Annotated in this window: 15 protein-coding genes; 4 read left to right on the top strand and 11 right to left on the bottom strand. The window is 56.5% G+C overall.

Going from position 1 to position 16,595, the window contains the following annotated elements:
• Window positions 1-7: 7 nt before the first annotated feature.
• Window positions 8-1,105, top strand: coding sequence for a VWA domain-containing protein (locus HS105_13010; GenBank protein MBE7517505.1), 1,098 nt, complete (start codon window positions 8-10; stop codon window positions 1,103-1,105).
• Between the two features lie 9 nt (window positions 1,106-1,114).
• On the opposite strand, the gene HS105_13005 is transcribed toward HS105_13010, so the two are convergent.
• Together HS105_13005 and HS105_13000 are read right to left on the bottom strand one after the other, a co-directional pair.
• The gene (locus HS105_13005) at window positions 1,115-1,624 is read right to left on the bottom strand and encodes a histidine phosphatase family protein (protein MBE7517504.1); all 510 of its coding nucleotides are present in this window, start codon (window positions 1,622-1,624) and stop codon (window positions 1,115-1,117) included.
• Entirely contained in the window at window positions 1,621-3,045 is a 1,425-nt protein-coding gene (locus HS105_13000) for an FAD-binding protein (protein MBE7517503.1), read from the bottom strand. Before HS105_13000 ends, HS105_13005 begins: the two co-directional genes overlap by 4 nt.
• Window positions 3,046-3,132: 87 nt before the next feature.
• On the opposite strand from HS105_13000, the gene HS105_12995 reads away from it, so the two are divergent.
• Window positions 3,133-4,536 (top strand): dicarboxylate/amino acid:cation symporter, encoded by a 1,404-nt coding sequence (locus tag HS105_12995; protein ID MBE7517502.1) that lies wholly within the window; start codon window positions 3,133-3,135, stop codon window positions 4,534-4,536.
• Window positions 4,537-4,551: 15 nt separating this feature from the next.
• Window positions 4,552-5,277: a rhomboid family intramembrane serine protease gene (locus HS105_12990; protein MBE7517501.1), complete on the top strand. Its 726-nt coding sequence runs from the start codon at window positions 4,552-4,554 to the stop codon at window positions 5,275-5,277.
• Here the strand turns inward: HS105_12990 and HS105_12985 are convergent.
• The 5 genes from HS105_12985 to HS105_12965 form a co-directional block, all read right to left on the bottom strand.
• Window positions 5,231-6,358 carry a glycosyltransferase family 4 protein gene (locus HS105_12985; GenBank protein MBE7517500.1) on the bottom strand — a complete coding sequence of 376 codons (1,128 nt, stop codon included), beginning with the start codon at window positions 6,356-6,358 and terminating at the stop codon, window positions 5,231-5,233. The genes HS105_12990 and HS105_12985 overlap by 47 nt on opposite strands.
• A 14-nt stretch (window positions 6,359-6,372) precedes the next feature.
• Window positions 6,373-7,488, bottom strand: a complete 1,116-nt coding sequence (locus HS105_12980) for an ATP-binding cassette domain-containing protein (protein ID MBE7517499.1) — start codon at window positions 7,486-7,488, stop codon at window positions 6,373-6,375.
• Window positions 7,489-7,586: 98 nt separating this feature from the next.
• Complete coding sequence (locus HS105_12975; protein MBE7517498.1) at window positions 7,587-8,423, bottom strand: ABC transporter permease; 837 nt, start codon at window positions 8,421-8,423, stop codon at window positions 7,587-7,589.
• A 9-nt stretch (window positions 8,424-8,432) separates the two neighbouring features.
• The gene (locus HS105_12970; protein ID MBE7517497.1) at window positions 8,433-9,278 is read right to left on the bottom strand and encodes an NAD-dependent epimerase/dehydratase family protein; all 846 of its coding nucleotides are present in this window, start codon (window positions 9,276-9,278) and stop codon (window positions 8,433-8,435) included.
• Window positions 9,279-9,418: 140 nt separating this feature from the next.
• On the bottom strand, window positions 9,419-11,416 hold the full coding sequence (locus tag HS105_12965) for a DUF1800 domain-containing protein (protein MBE7517496.1): 1,998 nt from the start codon (window positions 11,414-11,416) through the stop codon (window positions 9,419-9,421).
• 187 nt (window positions 11,417-11,603) lie between these two features.
• Between HS105_12965 and HS105_12960 the strand changes: the two genes are divergently transcribed.
• Window positions 11,604-12,128 carry a hypothetical protein gene (locus HS105_12960; protein MBE7517495.1) on the top strand — a complete coding sequence of 175 codons (525 nt, stop codon included), beginning with the start codon at window positions 11,604-11,606 and terminating at the stop codon, window positions 12,126-12,128.
• Here HS105_12960 and larA read toward each other — a convergent pair.
• The 4 genes from larA to HS105_12940 all read right to left on the bottom strand — a co-directional run bounded on the left by larA (window position 12,121) and on the right by HS105_12940 (window position 16,594).
• Window positions 12,121-13,365: a nickel-dependent lactate racemase gene (gene larA, locus HS105_12955; GenBank protein ID MBE7517494.1), complete on the bottom strand. Its 1,245-nt coding sequence runs from the start codon at window positions 13,363-13,365 to the stop codon at window positions 12,121-12,123. The genes HS105_12960 and larA overlap by 8 nt on opposite strands.
• Window positions 13,365-14,216: a cation transporter gene (locus HS105_12950; protein MBE7517493.1), complete on the bottom strand. Its 852-nt coding sequence runs from the start codon at window positions 14,214-14,216 to the stop codon at window positions 13,365-13,367. The genes larA and HS105_12950 overlap by 1 nt, the downstream gene beginning before the upstream one ends.
• Window positions 14,217-14,318: 102 nt before the next feature.
• Window positions 14,319-15,557 carry a FecR domain-containing protein gene (locus tag HS105_12945; GenBank protein ID MBE7517492.1) on the bottom strand — a complete coding sequence of 413 codons (1,239 nt, stop codon included), beginning with the start codon at window positions 15,555-15,557 and terminating at the stop codon, window positions 14,319-14,321.
• Between the two features lie 8 nt (window positions 15,558-15,565).
• Window positions 15,566-16,594, bottom strand: a complete 1,029-nt coding sequence (locus HS105_12940; GenBank protein MBE7517491.1) for a TerC family protein — start codon at window positions 16,592-16,594, stop codon at window positions 15,566-15,568.
• Between the last annotated feature and the right edge of the window lies 1 nt (window position 16,595).

The raw sequence follows: 16,595 nt of genomic DNA, 5'->3' as shown, positions 1-16,595 counted from the left end.
GCAAGCGATGTCACATTTACGTTCAATATTGACGACAGCATTGTCGGGCGCCCTCGGCTTTGGCGCTCTTTATCTTACGGGCGGCACTAATGCGCAGGATGCCGCTTCAAAGCCATTGCCCTCGCCAACGGCGACACCTTTGGTGATAGATGACGATGACATCGTAAAGATCGACACCAACGTGGTGAACGTTCTATTCACCGTTCAGGACAAGAATCGCCGAATGGTCACCGACCTCAAAGAGAGCGAGGTACAGGTGCTCGAGAACGGTCAGGTCCAGGAGATCAGTGCGTTCGCGAAACAGGTCGATCTGCCGCTTAGCCTTGCGATACTCATCGACACAAGCCTGTCGCAAGAACAGACACTGCCGGACGAGAAGTCCGCGGCTATCTCATTCCTCGAATCGGTCGTTCGGCCGTCAAAGGACGAGGTTGCGGTGGTCTCCTTTACGGGCGATTCGACACTCGAACAAGGAATGACCAACAACATCACGCGGCTGCGGCGGGCGATCGACCGCGTGCAGTTCGTTGCGCCGTCGAACTACATCGGCGGCGGGGTCGTCGCGAACGGCGGCGGTATTCCCGGCACGCCGCCGCTCTCGGGCGATAATCAAATGCGGGCCGCGGCGACCGCACTGTGGGATGCGATATGGGTAACATCCGAAGAGATACTCGGCCCCGCTCCGGAAAAGACACGCCGCGCGATCATCCTGCTCACCGACGGCGACGATACATTCAGCCGCAAGCGCCTCGACGACGCCGTGAATGCCGCGAATAAGGCCGAGGCCATAATTTATTCGATCGGCATCGGCGGCGGCTATCGTTATTCGGTGGATAAAGGAGCACTCACAAAGGTGTCGGAACGCACCGGCGGCCGTGCTTATTTCCCGCGTGATGAGCGTGAACTTCGCGATGCATTCAGGCAGATCGAAGAGGATATGCGTTCGCAATATCTGGTCGCGTACGAGCCGAGCAACCAGAAACGCGACGGGTCATACCGCACGATAAACGTCAAGATCACAAATCCGCAGCGTGAGAAGATCAAGGTAACGCACCGCCAAGGCTACTTTGCTGAGAACGAAGGCACGCCCGCACCGAAGAAGTGACCGCGGCGTTCAGTATTCAATTATCTCGGCTTTTTTCAGCCTGCCGTCACGCAGCTGTACGATGAAGATCTTTCCGTAGTCATCATCCGGAATTGCCTTGAAAAGCTGCGACCCGATGAGGATGTTGGCAAGAGCCGGCGTCGTTGTGTTGTGGCCAACGATGAGTGTGCGTTTTGCCTTTGATGCAAGCACCTGTTCGGCAAGCTCGTTAAGGCCTGCGATGTTGTAAGCCTGAATTTGCCGCCGGCGCCACGCCGCGGTCGGCTCGGCCGTTGCCCTTGTACGTTTGAATTCCGAAGCAAATATCTCATCGGGTTTGTAACGCTTAAGCACATGCCGAAGACGCTCGGCCCTCGCACGGCCCGCCTCGGTCAGTTCCGGATCCTTTTTATCGGCGGTCGGCGATGTGTCCTTCTCGGCGTGCCGCACAAGGATGAATGTCTTTTTCTGTGCGGCGGCCGCACCCGCGAACAGCAGGACGAAAACGGGAACGATCACGAGCAAAGCACGGCCGCTCATACGAACATCTTCCCCGGATTGAGTATGCCGTTCGGGTCGAACGTTCGCTTTATCGCCTTCATTACTTCGATCGTCGCCTCATCGAGCGCGTATGACATATAAGGCGCTTTGACATAACCGATGCCGTGTTCGCCCGAAATGGTTCCGCCAAGCTCAACGGCAAGCAGGAACGTCTCGGCAACACATTTTCGCGCACGCGCGACCTGCGCGGCGTCTTCACGCTCGACGACAAAATTGACGTGGATATTGCCGTCGCCCGCGTGGCCGAAATTTGCCACGAAGGTATCATTGCGGCGGCCGATCTCCTCGATACGCGCTACAAGCTCCGGCACATTGGAACGCGGTACTACGACATCTTCATTGATCTTGAGCGTGCCGTATTTCATAAGGCTCGGCGAAACGGCACGCCGCACATCCCAAAGCCGATCCTCCTCTTCCTTTGACCGTGAGCGCATAACGTCAAAGCCGCCGTTATCGGCGATGATGTCTTCGATGAGTGCGGCGTTCTTCTCGACCTCTTCACGCGAACCGTCAACGGCCACAAGCAGGATCGCATCGGCATCACGCGACAGCCCGAATGCAAAACTCTCTTCGACCGCCGCCACACAGTATTTGTCGATGACCTCCATCGCCATCGGCAGCAGGCCGTGCGGCGTGAACTTTGTCAGCACGCGGCAGGCGGCCTCCATCGAGTTGAAATTGGCGCGAACGGTCGCCGTCGCCTCTGGCATCGGCAGCAGTTTCAGCGTGGCTTCGGTGATAATGCCGAGCATGCCCTCGCTCCCGCACATAAGGCCCGTAAGGTCAAAGCCGACCACGTTCTTTACCGTGCGGCCGCCGGTGCGTATCACTTCGCCGGTAGCGGTTACGACCTCCAGCCCGAGAACGTGATGCTTTGTAACGCCGTATTTCGGCGTGCGCATGCCGCCCGCATTTTCGGCGATGTTGCCGCCGATGAACGAATCTTTGTAGCTCGCAGGGTCGGGTGCGAAGAGCAAGCCGAGCTCCGCAACGGCCTGCTGCAGTTCAAATGTCCGTATGCCCGGCTGGCATATCGCGTAAAGGTCGTCGGAGCTTATCTCGATGATCTTGTTCATCCGGTCGGTGCCGATGACTATGCCGCCGTCGATCGGAACCGCGCCGCCCGTATAGCCGACGCCGCCGCCGCGTGCCGTTACAGGGAAAAGATGCTTATTCGCGAGTTTCATTATCGCTGCCATCTCGGCAGTTGTGGCCGGGAACACGACAGCTTCGGGCGGGAATTTCTCCTTGACGGCATCCGCTCCGTATGGCTCGATCCGCTCGGGATCGACAACGACATTATCCTCACCGACCATTGCCCTGAGTGCGGCAAGCACCTCGGGCTTTGATGCATTGGTCGTCTTGCGGCCTGTTGATTCGAAATGGATCGAACTGAACATGATCTTCTAATATTCCGCCAAAAATGTAATTTTAACAACGCTTCTGGTACACTCTCGCTGATTGAAAAAAACCTTTTCGGAGAATATATGGCGGAAAACGAACAGATCCCACCTGATGAATACGAGCGTGAGATGGCGACCGACCTTGACGACAAGACCGATGATAAGCCCGGAATGGCTTTGCATACGAAGATCCTGATAGGCCTCGCGATAGGTGTCATCGCGGGATTGGCCGCGAATCAGGTGTGGGGCGGTTCAAGCCCTGCCATCGCCTGGACGGTCGAGAATATTACGCAGCCGATCGGCACACTGTTCCTCAGCCTTTTGCTGATGATCGTCGTACCGCTCGTCTTTTCGTCTCTGGTTGTTGGTGTTGCGGGCATTGGCGATATCAGAAAGCTGGGCCGCATCGGCCTCAAATCGTTCGCATATACGCTTGTGATCTCAGCCATTTCTGTCGTTATCGGGTTGACGCTTGCGAACACCATCAAGCCCGGCAACCGTATGGATCCCGCCGTTCAGGAGCAGCTGAAGGCAAAGTTCTCGAGCGGTGCGACAACGGCGGCTGAATCACAAAAGAAGGCAGCCGAGGCCGCAAAGACGGATTCGCCGCTGATGCAGGCGGTAAAGACCATCGTCCCGAGCAATCCTTTTTCATCCATCTCATCGCCGACGCCGAACATGCTCCACATAATGTTCTTTGCACTTTTGATCGGCATCGCGATAACACTATTGCCCGCAAAGACATCCGCGCCGTTCGTTTCATTTATGGAGGCGACATTCGATATAACGTCAAAGATCATCGACGTGATAATGAAGCTCGCGCCGTATGCCGTCGCGTGTCTATTGTTCAATAATGTTGCCCAATTCGGCTTCGACCTCCTAAGTTCGCTGGCATGGTTCGTGGCAACGGTGCTTATCGGGCTTTCTCTGCATTTCTTCGGCGTTTATTCGCTCTCCGTTTGGCTGCTGTCAAAGATAAATCCGATCGAGTTCTTCAGGCGCGTCAGGACAGTGATCGTAACCGCATTTTCGACCTCATCATCCAATGCCACACTGCCGACGGCGCTCCGCGTATCGCAGGAAAATCTCGGCGTCCCGCAGGATATCAACAGCTTTGTGCTCACCGTCGGCGCTACGGCGAATCAGAACGGCACGGCACTTTATGAGGGCGTAACGGTGCTCTTTATCGCACAGCTTGCAGGCATCGACCTCACGATCGGCGTTCAGCTTATGGTCGTTTATTTGGCGATACTTGGCGGCATCGGAACTGCGGGCGTGCCTTCGGGTTCGATACCGTTCATCATCGGAATACTTGCTATGTTGGGCATCGACCCGGCATTAATAGCCATCATTTTGGGCGTTGACCGCATCTTGGATATGTGCAGGACCACGCTGAATGTCGTCGGCGACATCACTGCGGCAACGTATGTGGCACGCAGCGAGGGCTACGAATTGCTTAGGGCGAGCGACCACGCGGGCATAGGCTAGAAAACACATCGAGATATGTTTCCTTTGGGCGACGATAACAGCGATCGCAGGACACAGCCGGTCGTCAATTACACGATAATCGGGCTGAATGTACTTGTTTTTCTGATATTCCAGCGGCTCGGCGGTAATGATGCGTTCACTTACGCATTTTCGCTCGTCCCGCGCGAGATCGTTACGGGTATCGACCTTCAAAGTGCTATTCGTATTACGGATGCCACCGGCCGTATGCTCGGCGAGATACCTCAGTATCCGACACCGCTGCCGGTCTATTTCAACTTTCTTTCGTCAATGTTCATGCATGGCAGCATCATGCACCTTGCGGGTAATATGCTGTTCCTGTTCATTTTCGGCGACAATCTCGAAGACCTGCTCGGCCATTTTCGCTATCTGTTCTTTTATCTCGTGTGCGGATTTGCGGCCGCAGGTGCTCAAATGGCACTCGACCCGAACTCGGTCATCCCGATGCTTGGCGCTTCAGGTGCGATCTCAGGTGTGCTCGCCGGCTATTTGCTTATGTTCCCGAAACGCTCGGTCAAAGCGCTCGTTTTCAATGTGATCATGAACGTCCCGGCGTTCGTCGCGATCGGCATCTGGATACTGTATCAGGTCGTGCTCGGCTATTTTACACCGTCAGACTCGGGCGGAGTCGCGTATGCGGCACACATCGGCGGCTTTGTCGCAGGGCTTTTGCTAGTCAAGATATTCGCCCTCGGGCGGCGTTCGAGATCGTATCAAAGATGATGCTGCACGACGCATCGGCGGTGAAGACATCGGTTACCTTCGCCTTTGCGGCAATACCAGCCGCACGCAGCTTGCCGCGGTCTTCACGGTAGCTCAGGATCGCCTCGGCAAAGCGTTCTGCCGAACCGTACGGTACCGCAGTACCGGCACCGTCCGCGACAAGCTCGGCGGCGGCTCCGGCACCTTCAAAACAGATCACCGGCTTTGCCAGATCGGCGGCATCAAGCGCGACAAGCGGGCAGGGATCCTCACGCGAAGTGAGCGTGAAGACATCCGCGGCGGCTACTATCCGCCGATATTCGGGCGTTGCGGGTATGAACTTCACACTGTCGCCGAAGCCCATTCTTGCCGCGTCATATTCTATCCGCTCACGGTCTTTCTCATCGCCCGTATCCGCACCGACCCAAATGAACCGCACGTCTTTGCGGCGCTCAAGAACGATCTTTGCGATCTGCAGGAAAAGGTCGGTGCCCTTTCGCCACTCGACCGTACCTGCCGCTGCCGCGATAAAGCTTCCCTCGGGTACGCCCAGCTCAGTATGCGTGAACGGCACCGTATCCGGCGCTCCGTCATTAACGATGAAGTCGTGCGCTATCGCCGGCTCAACATCTATGTCGAAACGCCGGAACATATCGCTAAAAACCGCCGACGGCACGATCACTGCATCCTGCCGCTCGATAAGCCTCTTGAATTCCTCGGGCGCGCAGCACGAGCGGATGATGCTGTCGAGTTCGTGAAGCCATGCGGCGGTCGTAAACCCGCGCTCCTTGAACCGGTCGAGCAAAGCAAGCGTGACGATCGTATTTCCCAGCACGATGTCGTATCGCCGCTTGAAGTGCGGCAAGCTTGAGGTCAAACGCCGCTTGATCTTTGCACCGATGCCTTCGCCCGCATCGTACATCGCGTGAACATCGCCGTATTTCCGGTACTCGTCCGCGAGCGGCCCGCCCGTCATCAGCAGGATGTCGATCGATATTTCCGGATGGCTGCGGGCAAGCCACTTTGCGAGGTTCAGCAGCACCGCCGGAGCGCCGGTACGCGTTCCGTTATGGCCTATCAATAGGATGCGTTCGATGCTCATATTCAGCCGCCGGTTCAATGCTCCTCGACCTGCCAATCGGCCTTGAACTGCACATATCCGAAGTCGCGGTAGGCCGCAAGCTCCGAGCCCGTGTCTATGATAACGAACGGACAGATGTCAAAAAGTTCCTGCCGCACTTCGCCGCTCGGTAAAAAGATCTGAATCAAGAACGAATAGTCGTTCGGCGCGAGAAATTCGCCCGGAATACGGAAGCGCAGGCCGAAGTCGCCCTTCTCACGCGGCAGAAGTTCGGCAAGCTGCTGATGCACCGTGAAAACACGGCGGCGGTACTTATTCAGCACCGCGATGCAGAACATCGCACCGCGTTCGATCTCGGCGACACGCACCGAGAATTCGAGAAAGAATTCGCTCTCGTGCCCGATCTCGGATGTAACAAGGCCTTCGGAGTTGACGATAGCGGCCTCGTAGATCTGCATCGGGGCGTCGGTCGCGGCCTCAAGCGCGAACTGCTTTGCCGAGCGTGCGAGCTTCAGGTACTCGGCCGTCGCATCGTGAATATCGGTGAGCGTAACGATGCGGCCTTTTTCAAGCACAAGCCCGCGGCGGCATATCTGAGCAAGGCTGCCGAGGTTGTGGCTGACAAAAAGCACCGTTCGGCCCGAGCGGCTGACCTCATCCATCTTGCCGAGGCACTTTGCCTGAAACTCGATGTCGCCGACCGCAAGGACCTCATCAACGATCAGCACTTCGGGCTCAAGATGAGCCGCCACCGAGAACGCGAGCCGCATATACATACCGCTCGAGTAATGCTTTACGGGTGTGTCGAGAAAGCGTTCGACGCCCGAGAACTCAACGATCTCGTCAAATTTGCGGTCGATCTCGCTGCGCCGCATACCGAGTATGACGCCGTTCAGATAGATGTTCTCGCGGCCCGAAAGCTCATTATGAAAGCCCGTGCCGACCTCGAGCAGCGAGCCTACGCGGCCGCGTATCTCGGCGGTTCCCGATGTCGGCCGCGTAATTCGCGAGAGTATCTTCAACAGCGTTGATTTGCCCGCACCGTTGCGGCCGATAACGCCGAGCGTTTCGCCCTCGGCAAGCTCGAAGCTCACATCGTCAAGCGCAAGTATCGTCTCGCCGCCCGCACCCTTGCGCGAAAAGATCCCCATCAAAGCATCACGGAGCGAGTTGTGCCGCACGCCGCCGAGCGTGTAGCGCTTTGAAAGATTGTTCACACGTATCGCGGTCACGGGCAGTTCAGCCGAGGTCAGATGACGTCGGCGAGTTCATCCTCCATATTTGTGAACACGAGCAGCGAAACGCTGCAGATAACGAGCAGCGAAATGCACGAGACGGCTATCAGAGGCCAGTCGAACGGCGTGCCGAAGAGCGAGCTGCGAAAACCTTCGATGATGCCCGTCAGCGGATTTATGCCGAACCAAAGCCTCCATTTTTCCGAAACGATAGCTGCGGGGTAAAAGACCGGCGAAGCTATCATCCAGACCTGAAGCGCAAAAGGAAGTGCGAATTTCACATCGCGGTATTTCACCGTCAGTGCCGACAGAAGAATGCCGGCGGCGGCGGCCAGAATGAATGCAAGCAGAAAGAAAACAGGTGCAAGAACGATCGCCGCCGTGGGAATGACGCCGTAATACACCATAAAACCCGCGAACAGCACCGCGATGAACAGCACGTCGAAAAGCGCGGCAAGCGTTGCCGCAAGCGGCACGATAACCCGCGGGAAATATACCTTCGTAACGAGATTTGTATTCGTCAGAAAGCCCGCACCCGCGGCCGTTACAGCAGTATGCGTAAAGAGCCATACGAGCAGACCTGCAAATGCAAAGACCGGATATGCGATTACTCCCGTATCGATCGCGCCGACACGGGCGAACAAGACGGTGAATATCGCGACGGTGATGATCGGCTGGAGCACGACCCACGCGACGCCGATCAGCGTCTGCTTGTAGCGGATCTTTACGTCACGCCACGCGAGGAAATAGAGCAGCTCGCGATACCGCCAAAGCTCTGACAGCTCGGCGCCGAGCAGCGCGCGGCGTGCCCCGATCTTTACAAAGGTCGGCCCTGTCATTCGTTCGGACATAGTTCGTGATTATACAAGATGTTCGGAAACTGTGCGCTCAATGCCGTCATCAAGCGCAATGAGCGGCCGCCACCCCGACTGCGTGGCCGCGCGGCGGATCGAAAGGATGTTCGCATCGACATCGGATGAGAAATTCTCGATGTGCCGGATGTTTGTTATCTTCCGGCCTGCAGCCGCCTCAACTTTCGTTATCACATCGGAAACGGCCGTGCCTTTTCCGGTAGCGATATTCCAGATGATGTTCTGCCGCTCGCTCTCGATAGCGGCGGCAACGGCCCTCACAACATCATCAATGTGGATCAGGTCGCGAATGGTTCGGCCTTCACCGATAAGCGTAAAAGGCGCGGCGTTCGCTAGCGAATCGACCGCGGCAGCAACTACGCCCTTTACGTCATGATTCGGGTCTGAAAAGCCGTAGATATTGCCCGGCCGCAGGATCGCGAGGCCGAAGCCTCGTTCGGCGGCCAATTCGGCAAGGCGCCGTTCGATCGCCGCCTTTGCTTTGCCGTACGACGAAAGAGGCATTAGCCTCGCATCCTCGTCGATAGGGAAACTCTCCGCCGGCCCGTAAACCGAGCCGCCGCTTGAGACGAAGATAACGCGCAGAACATTTCGGCTGTGTTCGAAAAAGCGTTCGATCGCGGCGAGGTTCACCTCGGTTTCCCGTTCGTTGAACCTGCCTTGGTCGAGATGAGCGAGCCAGATGACCGTTCCTTCGACAGCAGCAGGCACATCGTGCGCCAGATCGTGCCGGAGAAGTTCGATGTTCGGGCGTCCTCGAAAAAGGCCCGGAAGCCTCGCCGGGTCTCGGTGCAGCGCAACGATCTCATTGCCGCCGTCGGCAAGAACACGCATTAGATCAATGCCGAGCGGAGATGTTGCCCCGACGATGCTTATTCGATTTTCTTTAGCGGCGTTCAAGCTGAATAGTGTACAAAAAACGCCGCCGCACATAAACGCGCGGCGGCAAACCTTACGCTGAAGGTTTCAACAAGCTACTGCCGTTGGAACTCGGGCGACCCGAGCACTAGGCTGACAGCTCGAAAGACATCGGGGTCGCCTTTTGGCGCGAGCGGGCGCGTCGCCGGCTTCTGCCCTGAAACGGGAACATTTGCGGGGCTTATCGGCTCTTTAAGCTGCTTCTCTAACGATGCCCGCGTCGCAGCGGAGATCTCGCCGTTGAGAACGCCGTCGATCACATTTGTAAGCGTTGCTTCGGGCGTCTTACCCTCAAAGTGACTCAGATCGACGCGTGTACCGCGGATCTGGCCTCCGGAAAGGGCGATCGCATAGTTGAGCCGTTCGAGCAGTGCACCGGTATTGACCCATTCCTCCGCCGTGTCGGGATAACCGGTCGGAGCCTGATAGCCGTAAGGCACTTCGCCGAGTTTTCTTAGCATTGCGAACATCTGTGGGCCGCCGTCCGTATCGGCGCCGATCGCACGGATCGAGCTTACGGCAAGTTCGAACGGCGTCTTGATCTTTGCCCGGTAGTTCTCAGGTGCGAAGAATTCCTTATCGCTGAAGATCGCTCGAAGAGTTGTTTTGATATCGCCCTTTGAGTTATGGAAAGCATCCGCCACACGCTGAACGAGCGCATCGCTCGGGTTGTCGCTCACAAACCGGACAGCGAGTTTACGGGCAATAAAGCGTGCCGTAGCAGGGCTGCTGACAAGTATGTCGATGACCTTTAAGCCGTCCTTCATTCCGCCTTCATCGATCTTTTGGCCAAGCACGGTCTTTGTTCCGCCTTCGTGTGCACGCGAATTGAAGTAGAACTCGCCGCTGTCGATATCATCCGGCACGCCTGCGCGGCGTCGAAGCTTCTCCAACTGCTCGTTGTCCATTCCCTTTATCGCAAGTGCCGCAAGTTTGCGGTCGCCTCTGGGGTCAGCGATCGTCCAGCCGGTAAAGCACTTTGCCACCTCGATAATGTCCTGCTGCGTGTATCCGCCGTCAACCCCGAGCGTATGCAGCTCCATTAACTCGCGTGCGTAGTTCTCATTAATGCCGCGGCGATTCTGCTGCTTCTTGGGTGCCGTCGGCAAGTTCTGCTTTGGCAGGTCCTGCATCGCTCTTCGGTTGAGCAGAGGATCATTGATGCCGAGGTCGCGTCTTACGCGGCCGTTCGGTGTCATCGGCCGCATCGCCGGGTCGCGCATCGTCCGCATCATGATGCGGCGCGGCTCATTATTCTTCGGCTTCTGATCATTCGGTGAAACGGATTGGAAATTATCAAGATAGAACAGCATCGCAGGGTGCATCGCCGTGCCGACAAGAAGATCACGAAAATTGCCGAGGGCATTCTTGCGTATCACATCGCGTTCAAAACTCGGTATGTACCAGCGCAGCGGTCCTTTGCCCGAAAATACGTTGAAATGATTGGCCCAAAAATCGACCATCACCTCCTGAAGCTGGCGTTCCGAATAGGCCGCTTGAAGTACACGGTTGGCGACGATCTCGGGCATTAAACGCGCTGCAGGTTCGAGATCGTATTTAGCATAGACCTCTTTGAGCCTATCCTGCCGCATCTTCCTTTCATTGTCAGAAGCCTGTACATCCGCAGGCGGTGCAGCAGGGGCATCGGTTTGCGGCGCGGCGGCGTTCGCGGGCGGCGGAGCCTGCTGCTGCGGTTGGGCTTCCACACCCAAAGCACGCAGCAGAGCTGCCGGGCTTGGATATTTGGCGAAGAGCTGTGCGGTGGTCATCGAGAATATATCAAGCCCTTTGACCTTATTTTCGGCGGTGCTGTCGTCGATCGATGACGGATCAAGCTGCCGGTCGATGTACTTCTGCAAGCCCATAGCCCGCACCTTTTCAAGGTCGCCCGGCCGCGGCCCGAAGCCGAGTCTGTTCAGCACGTGAAGTATCTTCTGATCTTCGGTCAGGCTTTTTGGCGTTTCGGCCCTTCCGCCGATAACGAATATCGGCACCAACAGTGCGGTTATCAGCAAATGTACTGCCGTCTGCTTAAAAATGTTGCTATATCTCATATCTCAAACCTCAAAGATGCACGCAGGTTTCTTTCTTACCGAACATTAGACGCACTGCGCGGACGATTGGACGAAACAACATAAAAGGCCGCACGCCCTATTGGGACAACAGCTTGTGCCGCATTATCATCAAAGGTCTGGCAATGGACCGCCGAATTGGGCTAAAATCACTGTTACGGTTAAAACGATGACGATATCTGATCGAAAGACCCTTTTACTGTTGAGTATTTGTGCGTTCGTACTGCTCGGCGCCGTTGCGGCATCGGCACAGGAGGTCTTCAGCGACGCGAACGCCGACTATACGTTCACTTTGCCTGACGATAAATGGCGAATGACCATCAAGCCGTCGCCAACAAGCCCCAACGTCGAATACGTTTACGGCGACCGTACAAAAGGCCACCTTGAGATACGCAAGCTCGATATCGGCAAGAATGAGCTGATCGGCGAGCTTATCCACGGCTCGGAAGAATCAAAACTCCAGTTCATGCGCGGCTATGTAGCAGGTAAAGAGGAGAATTTTGCCGGCAAGCTCCGCGGCATGGTCTATAATTTCGAATTCCTGAAGGACGGACGCGCGATGAGCGGCCGCTTCTATTATCTGCGATCAGGCGACACTGCCGTCTATTCGCTGCGGTTCACGGGCCAAAAGGCATCCTTGCTGTCGATACAGAACCAGACCGATTCGATCGCACGAACTTTTGCACTCAAGTAACCCGGACACGTACCGACGCTCCCGACGGAATGATGAAGCCTCGTTCACTGCCAAAGTGAGCGAGGCTTTTTATCGGCGACATACGCATTTTACGCACGTTCGCGTCATCAAGGCCGCTCATCAGCCGCACATTGAACCGCTCTGCTTTTTTCAGAAGGCTCCACGCCGTCTGGCCGTTGACCTCGTATTCGCGGCAAAGCCGATCTGCAATGCGGTCCGCATGCGGCTGCTCGAACCACTTTAAGAAGTCGGAACGGCCAAGCCCGTCGGCACACTCGGCAAGTAATATGATCTGGCCGCCGTCCACGCAAGCGTGCGACGCTGCATCGAGAGCCTTGTGCGCCTGTATCAGGTTCACGTCGTACGGATATCCGCCGCAGCTTGCAATGACCAGCGGCCGCTTCTCGCTTATCTCAACGGTGCGCGAGCGCTCGTACGCTTTGCACGCCGCCTCATGCGACAGATACCAATCTCCGCAAAATACGCCGGTTACATAACCCGCACCGTCAACGATCGCATTTACGCCGAACGCAGGCTCAGCCAGCGACGCGGCTTCGACGAACGCCCGGTGAACGGCATTGCCCGCAAGCATCGCGGTGCCGACGCCTTCGCGCCGTGAATGCGTTACACAGTCAAACGCGAGTGCGTGCGTTGCTCGAATCGTCTCGGCTGACGCAAGTCCGGGGCAGATCAGCTTGCGGCCGCCTGTAAAGCCAGCAAAATAGTGGAATGTAACACCGCCGACCAAAATAACTTTGTCGGCATCGAGCAGGGCACGCGAAAGCTCGACCGCGATGCCGTCAACCTTGCCGAATGAGATCACTTTTGCCGCATCGAACGCATCGTGATCGAGAAGCCTTATACGCTGCGCGATAAAAGGCGTCAGCAGCTCATTCTTTTCCTGCTGAGTTACTTTGCGATGGATCCCGGTCGCGAATATTATGCGGATGTTGCCGGGTGCCGTGCCGCCTGCGATGAGACGCTGAACGAGAAGCGTTACGGTCTGGGCACTGCCGCTTTGCCGTGTCGCATCCGGAACAACGAGAAGCACGGTCTCATCACCGTGTGCGATATCCTCGATCTCAGGAGCCGCTGTCGGGGCATCGTATGCGGCATTTATCTCGGCATCCGTCAGCGGAAGTGTTTCGGCGGGGATGCTTAGTACCTCGAATTGACCCGCCTCGTATTGAAGATCGACGGAGGCGTGCCCGTACTTGAGCTTGATCTGCTCCACCATTATTTACACTCGGCTGCCTTGAAGCATTTCGTCCCCGTGCCGCAAACGTAGATCGCCTCGGTCTCTAGGCCCTCGGCCTCCATTTGTATCGTGAGATGATCGATGTCAAAGGCGTCATGCAGCCGCGAGCGGACGATGCCGAGCAGAGCGGTTTGTTCGGCGGAGCGGTCGTGGCTGATATGTGCTGAGAGAGCGTCGATGCCCGATGAGATAGTCCACACGTGAAGGTCGTGTACGCCCGTAACGCCATCGACGGATCGTATCGTCGATTCAACAAGCGAAAGGTCGAGGCCGCGCGGCGTCCCCTCGAGCAGTATGTTGACCGAGTCGGCCACAAGCCGCCACGCACCCCGGATTATGATAATGCTGATGGCGATACTTGCGGCCGCATCCGCCCAGGCCCAACCCATGTAATAAACAAAAACGCCGGCAACGATAGCCGCGACCGAGCCGAGCAGATCGCCGATGACATGAAGGTATGCGCCGCGGATGTTGAGGTCATTCTCGTGGTCGCCGTGCAAAAGCCGCGCGGAGATGATATTTATCACAAGCCCGCCGATGGCAATGTAGGTCATCTCGCGTCCCTGCACATCCTGCGGTGAGCGCCAACGCAGTACCGCTTCATATATCACCCAGATCGAGATGAGCACGAGCGCGATGCCGTTTATGAACGCGGCAAGTATCTCGGAACGGTAATAGCCGAAGGTCTTTTGTGCGGTAGCAGGACGTGCTGCGAACCAGAATGAGACAAGGGTAAGCGACATCGCCGCAACATCCGTAAGCATGTGGCCCGCATCGGCGATGAGCGCCAGCGAATTGACGAGCCAGCCGCCGACCGCCTCGATCAACATATAAAGCGCCGTCAGCGCGAGCGCGGCAGTAAGCCGCTTCTTCCGCGTGCTGTTTTCGTTGCCTTTTGCCTGATGAACGTGTACGATTGCCGAACCTCCGCGTTAATAGCGCCGCAGCATTTTGCCGCTTCTAAGCGAGATGACGAATGAGCCGCGGTTGCCGCGATCATCGCCTATCTCAACAACGGCTTCCGTAGATCGCGATGAGACCTGTATGCGGAAGGTGCCGTCCGCCGCCGAAAATGTCTCGCGGCCGACGCTCCGAACCGCCATTCCGGGCAGCGTGCGGCCGCTTATCATATAGACGCCGCCGCCGAGCGATTCGGCTGCCCAATCAGAGGCCTCGATCGCCGAGCCTCCGCTGCCGCCGCGAACCACGGTGAATCGCCACGCATCATTCCAATTCGTCATCTGGCCCGACCTGCCCGTTGCTTTCAGCCGCCAATAATACGTGCCCGGAGCCAAACCCGAGAGCCGAAAGTCGCGCGAGGTCATTCCGCTGCGATCTACCAGAAGTGAGTCCGCTGCGAACGTCGGAGAACGCGCTACCTGAAGGTAGAAGTCGATCGCCTTCGAGCCGTCCGGGTCCTGCCATGCGAAAGCCGCACTCACGCCGCCGCCGCTATCGACGATCTGCATGGAATTTGCCGGCGAAATTGGACGCGGCGGTGCAAGAAGCTTTTCACGGCCCGACAATTTGCCGCCGTTGACCGTCGCGTATGTGTTCTCGTCGATCTTTGTCGTCTCGCCGCCCACGGTTGTCTCGATGCCGCCGCGGCTTACACGGATCTCGCCGCCGTCAGTTCCGTCGGCACTGAAGCTCGCATCCGTTTTCGGACCGAGGCGGTTCTCGCTCTCGCCAAGTTCGACAATATTGCTCGTGTCTTCCGGCTGCTCTTCGGTTCGAACATTAAGTTGGCCGCCGTCAACCCGCACACGGACATTCCTGCCGCCAAAAAGCGTTGTAGTATCTCGTACAACGACAGTGCTGTTAGGCCTGACCGTATAGATCGAGCCGTCGATCATTTGTATCTTCGCACGGCCGTCCGCTTGGGTCTGCACAGTATCGCCCGCGGTAACATACGTCTCCCGCGTGACGAGTATCGTCTCCCGCGTCGCTGCACGCGTTATCCTGACCTCGCCTTCGAATGAGATGATGCGGGCCGAGTCCGCCGGTGCCTCGGTGTCCTGAACGGCACGGAACCAGTTGTGATTCTGAGCGTACCGAAGCCCGATGACTATGACGACAACAAGTATCACCAGAGCGATGCCCGCATAGATCGTGCTCCTGCGGATGTTCCACCACTCAAGATAAAACTTGCGATACTTATTATCGTCCATCTACAAGATCACTCGGCCTCTTCAGCGTCCGCATCATCCTTTCGCGGAAACAAAAGCGACAGTATCACCGATAATGCGATCACACCGCCGACGACAGCCAGTGAGATATTGATCATCGCATGATCGAACTCGCCATTGGCATAGCGTTCGATAAACCTTCCTATCGGTGAATTGCTGCTGCCGCCGGAAAGGATCACCAGGACGTCGCCGACAAGCGGCAAAAGCATCTTAATACCGATGAATGAAAGTACAAAAGCGAGTCCGTACTTCAGGAAATGAAAGCGGTCCGCCATATCCGCCAGCAGGAAAAAGAACGTCCGCAGTCCGAGAATGGCAAAAATATTGGATGTATAAATGATGAAACGGTCGGTTGTGATGCCGAATATGGCAGGGATCGAGTCGATCGCAAAAACGATGTCCGCTACGTTTATCACCACAAGCACAAGCAGCAGCAGCGTACCCGTCCGTTTGCCGTCAAGTGTTATTAAAAAGGCCTCGCCGTCATAGTCATGCGAGATGCGCACGAACTTTGTGGTCAGCCTCACGAGGGCGCTTTCGTGCGGCTCGAAAACATCATCCTCCCCGAACATCTTGATGCCCGTGTAAACAAGGAAAGCACCGAATACGTACAGCAGCCAATGAAAACTCTCGACAAGCCCCGCACCGGCAAATATCATCACAAGGCGCAGCACAAGGGCCATGAAAATACCCCAAAAGAGCACGCGATGCTGATATTTTTTCGGCACGTCAAAGTACCGGAAGATGAGCAGGAAGACGAACAAATTGTCGATCGAAAGCGATAATTCGATCAGATAGCCGGTAAAGTATTCCTTCGCCTTAAAATTGCCGAATTGGTAAAGGACGAACAGCCCGAACAGAGACGCGAGTGAGACCCAAATGATGCTCCAAACGATCGTTTCCTTTTGGCTCGGCGCATGCGGCCGGCGGTTGACGATGCCGATATCAACAAAAAGGGCGAACAGAACAACGCCGAAGAACACTGCCCAGACCCAAAACGGATATTCGATAGGATTCATC

It is taken from the genome of Chloracidobacterium sp. (assembly GCA_015075585.1).
Classification (GTDB): Bacteria; Acidobacteriota; Blastocatellia; order Pyrinomonadales; family Pyrinomonadaceae; genus OLB17.
The sequence above is the reverse complement of the archived record's forward strand: the minus strand, read 5'-3'. Positions and strand labels throughout refer to the sequence as shown.

Excerpts from the sequence above, each read along its gene's own strand:
- HS105_13010 (MBE7517505.1), top strand. The coding sequence starts at position 8 with ATGTCACATTTACGTTCAATATTGACGACAGCATTGTCGGGCGCCCTC.
- HS105_12960 (MBE7517495.1), top strand. The coding sequence starts at position 11,604 with ATGACGATATCTGATCGAAAGACCCTTTTACTGTTGAGTATTTGTGCG.
- HS105_13000 (MBE7517503.1), bottom strand. The coding sequence starts at position 3,045 with ATGTTCAGTTCGATCCATTTCGAATCAACAGGCCGCAAGACGACCAAT.
- HS105_12995 (MBE7517502.1), top strand. The coding sequence starts at position 3,133 with ATGGCGGAAAACGAACAGATCCCACCTGATGAATACGAGCGTGAGATG.
- HS105_12940 (MBE7517491.1), bottom strand. The coding sequence starts at position 16,594 with ATGAATCCTATCGAATATCCGTTTTGGGTCTGGGCAGTGTTCTTCGGC.
- HS105_12965 (MBE7517496.1), bottom strand. The coding sequence starts at position 11,416 with ATGAGATATAGCAACATTTTTAAGCAGACGGCAGTACATTTGCTGATA.
- HS105_12975 (MBE7517498.1), bottom strand. The coding sequence starts at position 8,423 with ATGTCCGAACGAATGACAGGGCCGACCTTTGTAAAGATCGGGGCACGC.
- HS105_12980 (MBE7517499.1), bottom strand. The coding sequence starts at position 7,488 with ATGGGGATCTTTTCGCGCAAGGGTGCGGGCGGCGAGACGATACTTGCG.
- HS105_12945 (MBE7517492.1), bottom strand. The coding sequence starts at position 15,557 with ATGGACGATAATAAGTATCGCAAGTTTTATCTTGAGTGGTGGAACATC.
- HS105_13005 (MBE7517504.1), bottom strand. The coding sequence starts at position 1,624 with ATGAGCGGCCGTGCTTTGCTCGTGATCGTTCCCGTTTTCGTCCTGCTG.
- HS105_12985 (MBE7517500.1), bottom strand. The coding sequence starts at position 6,358 with ATGAGCATCGAACGCATCCTATTGATAGGCCATAACGGAACGCGTACC.
- HS105_12970 (MBE7517497.1), bottom strand. The coding sequence starts at position 9,278 with ATGCGTGTTCTTGCCGACGGCGGCAATGAGATCGTTGCGCTGCACCGA.
- HS105_12990 (MBE7517501.1), top strand. The coding sequence starts at position 4,552 with ATGTTTCCTTTGGGCGACGATAACAGCGATCGCAGGACACAGCCGGTC.
- larA (MBE7517494.1), bottom strand. The coding sequence starts at position 13,365 with ATGGTGGAGCAGATCAAGCTCAAGTACGGGCACGCCTCCGTCGATCTT.
- HS105_12950 (MBE7517493.1), bottom strand. The coding sequence starts at position 14,216 with ATGTTGATCGAGGCGGTCGGCGGCTGGCTCGTCAATTCGCTGGCGCTC.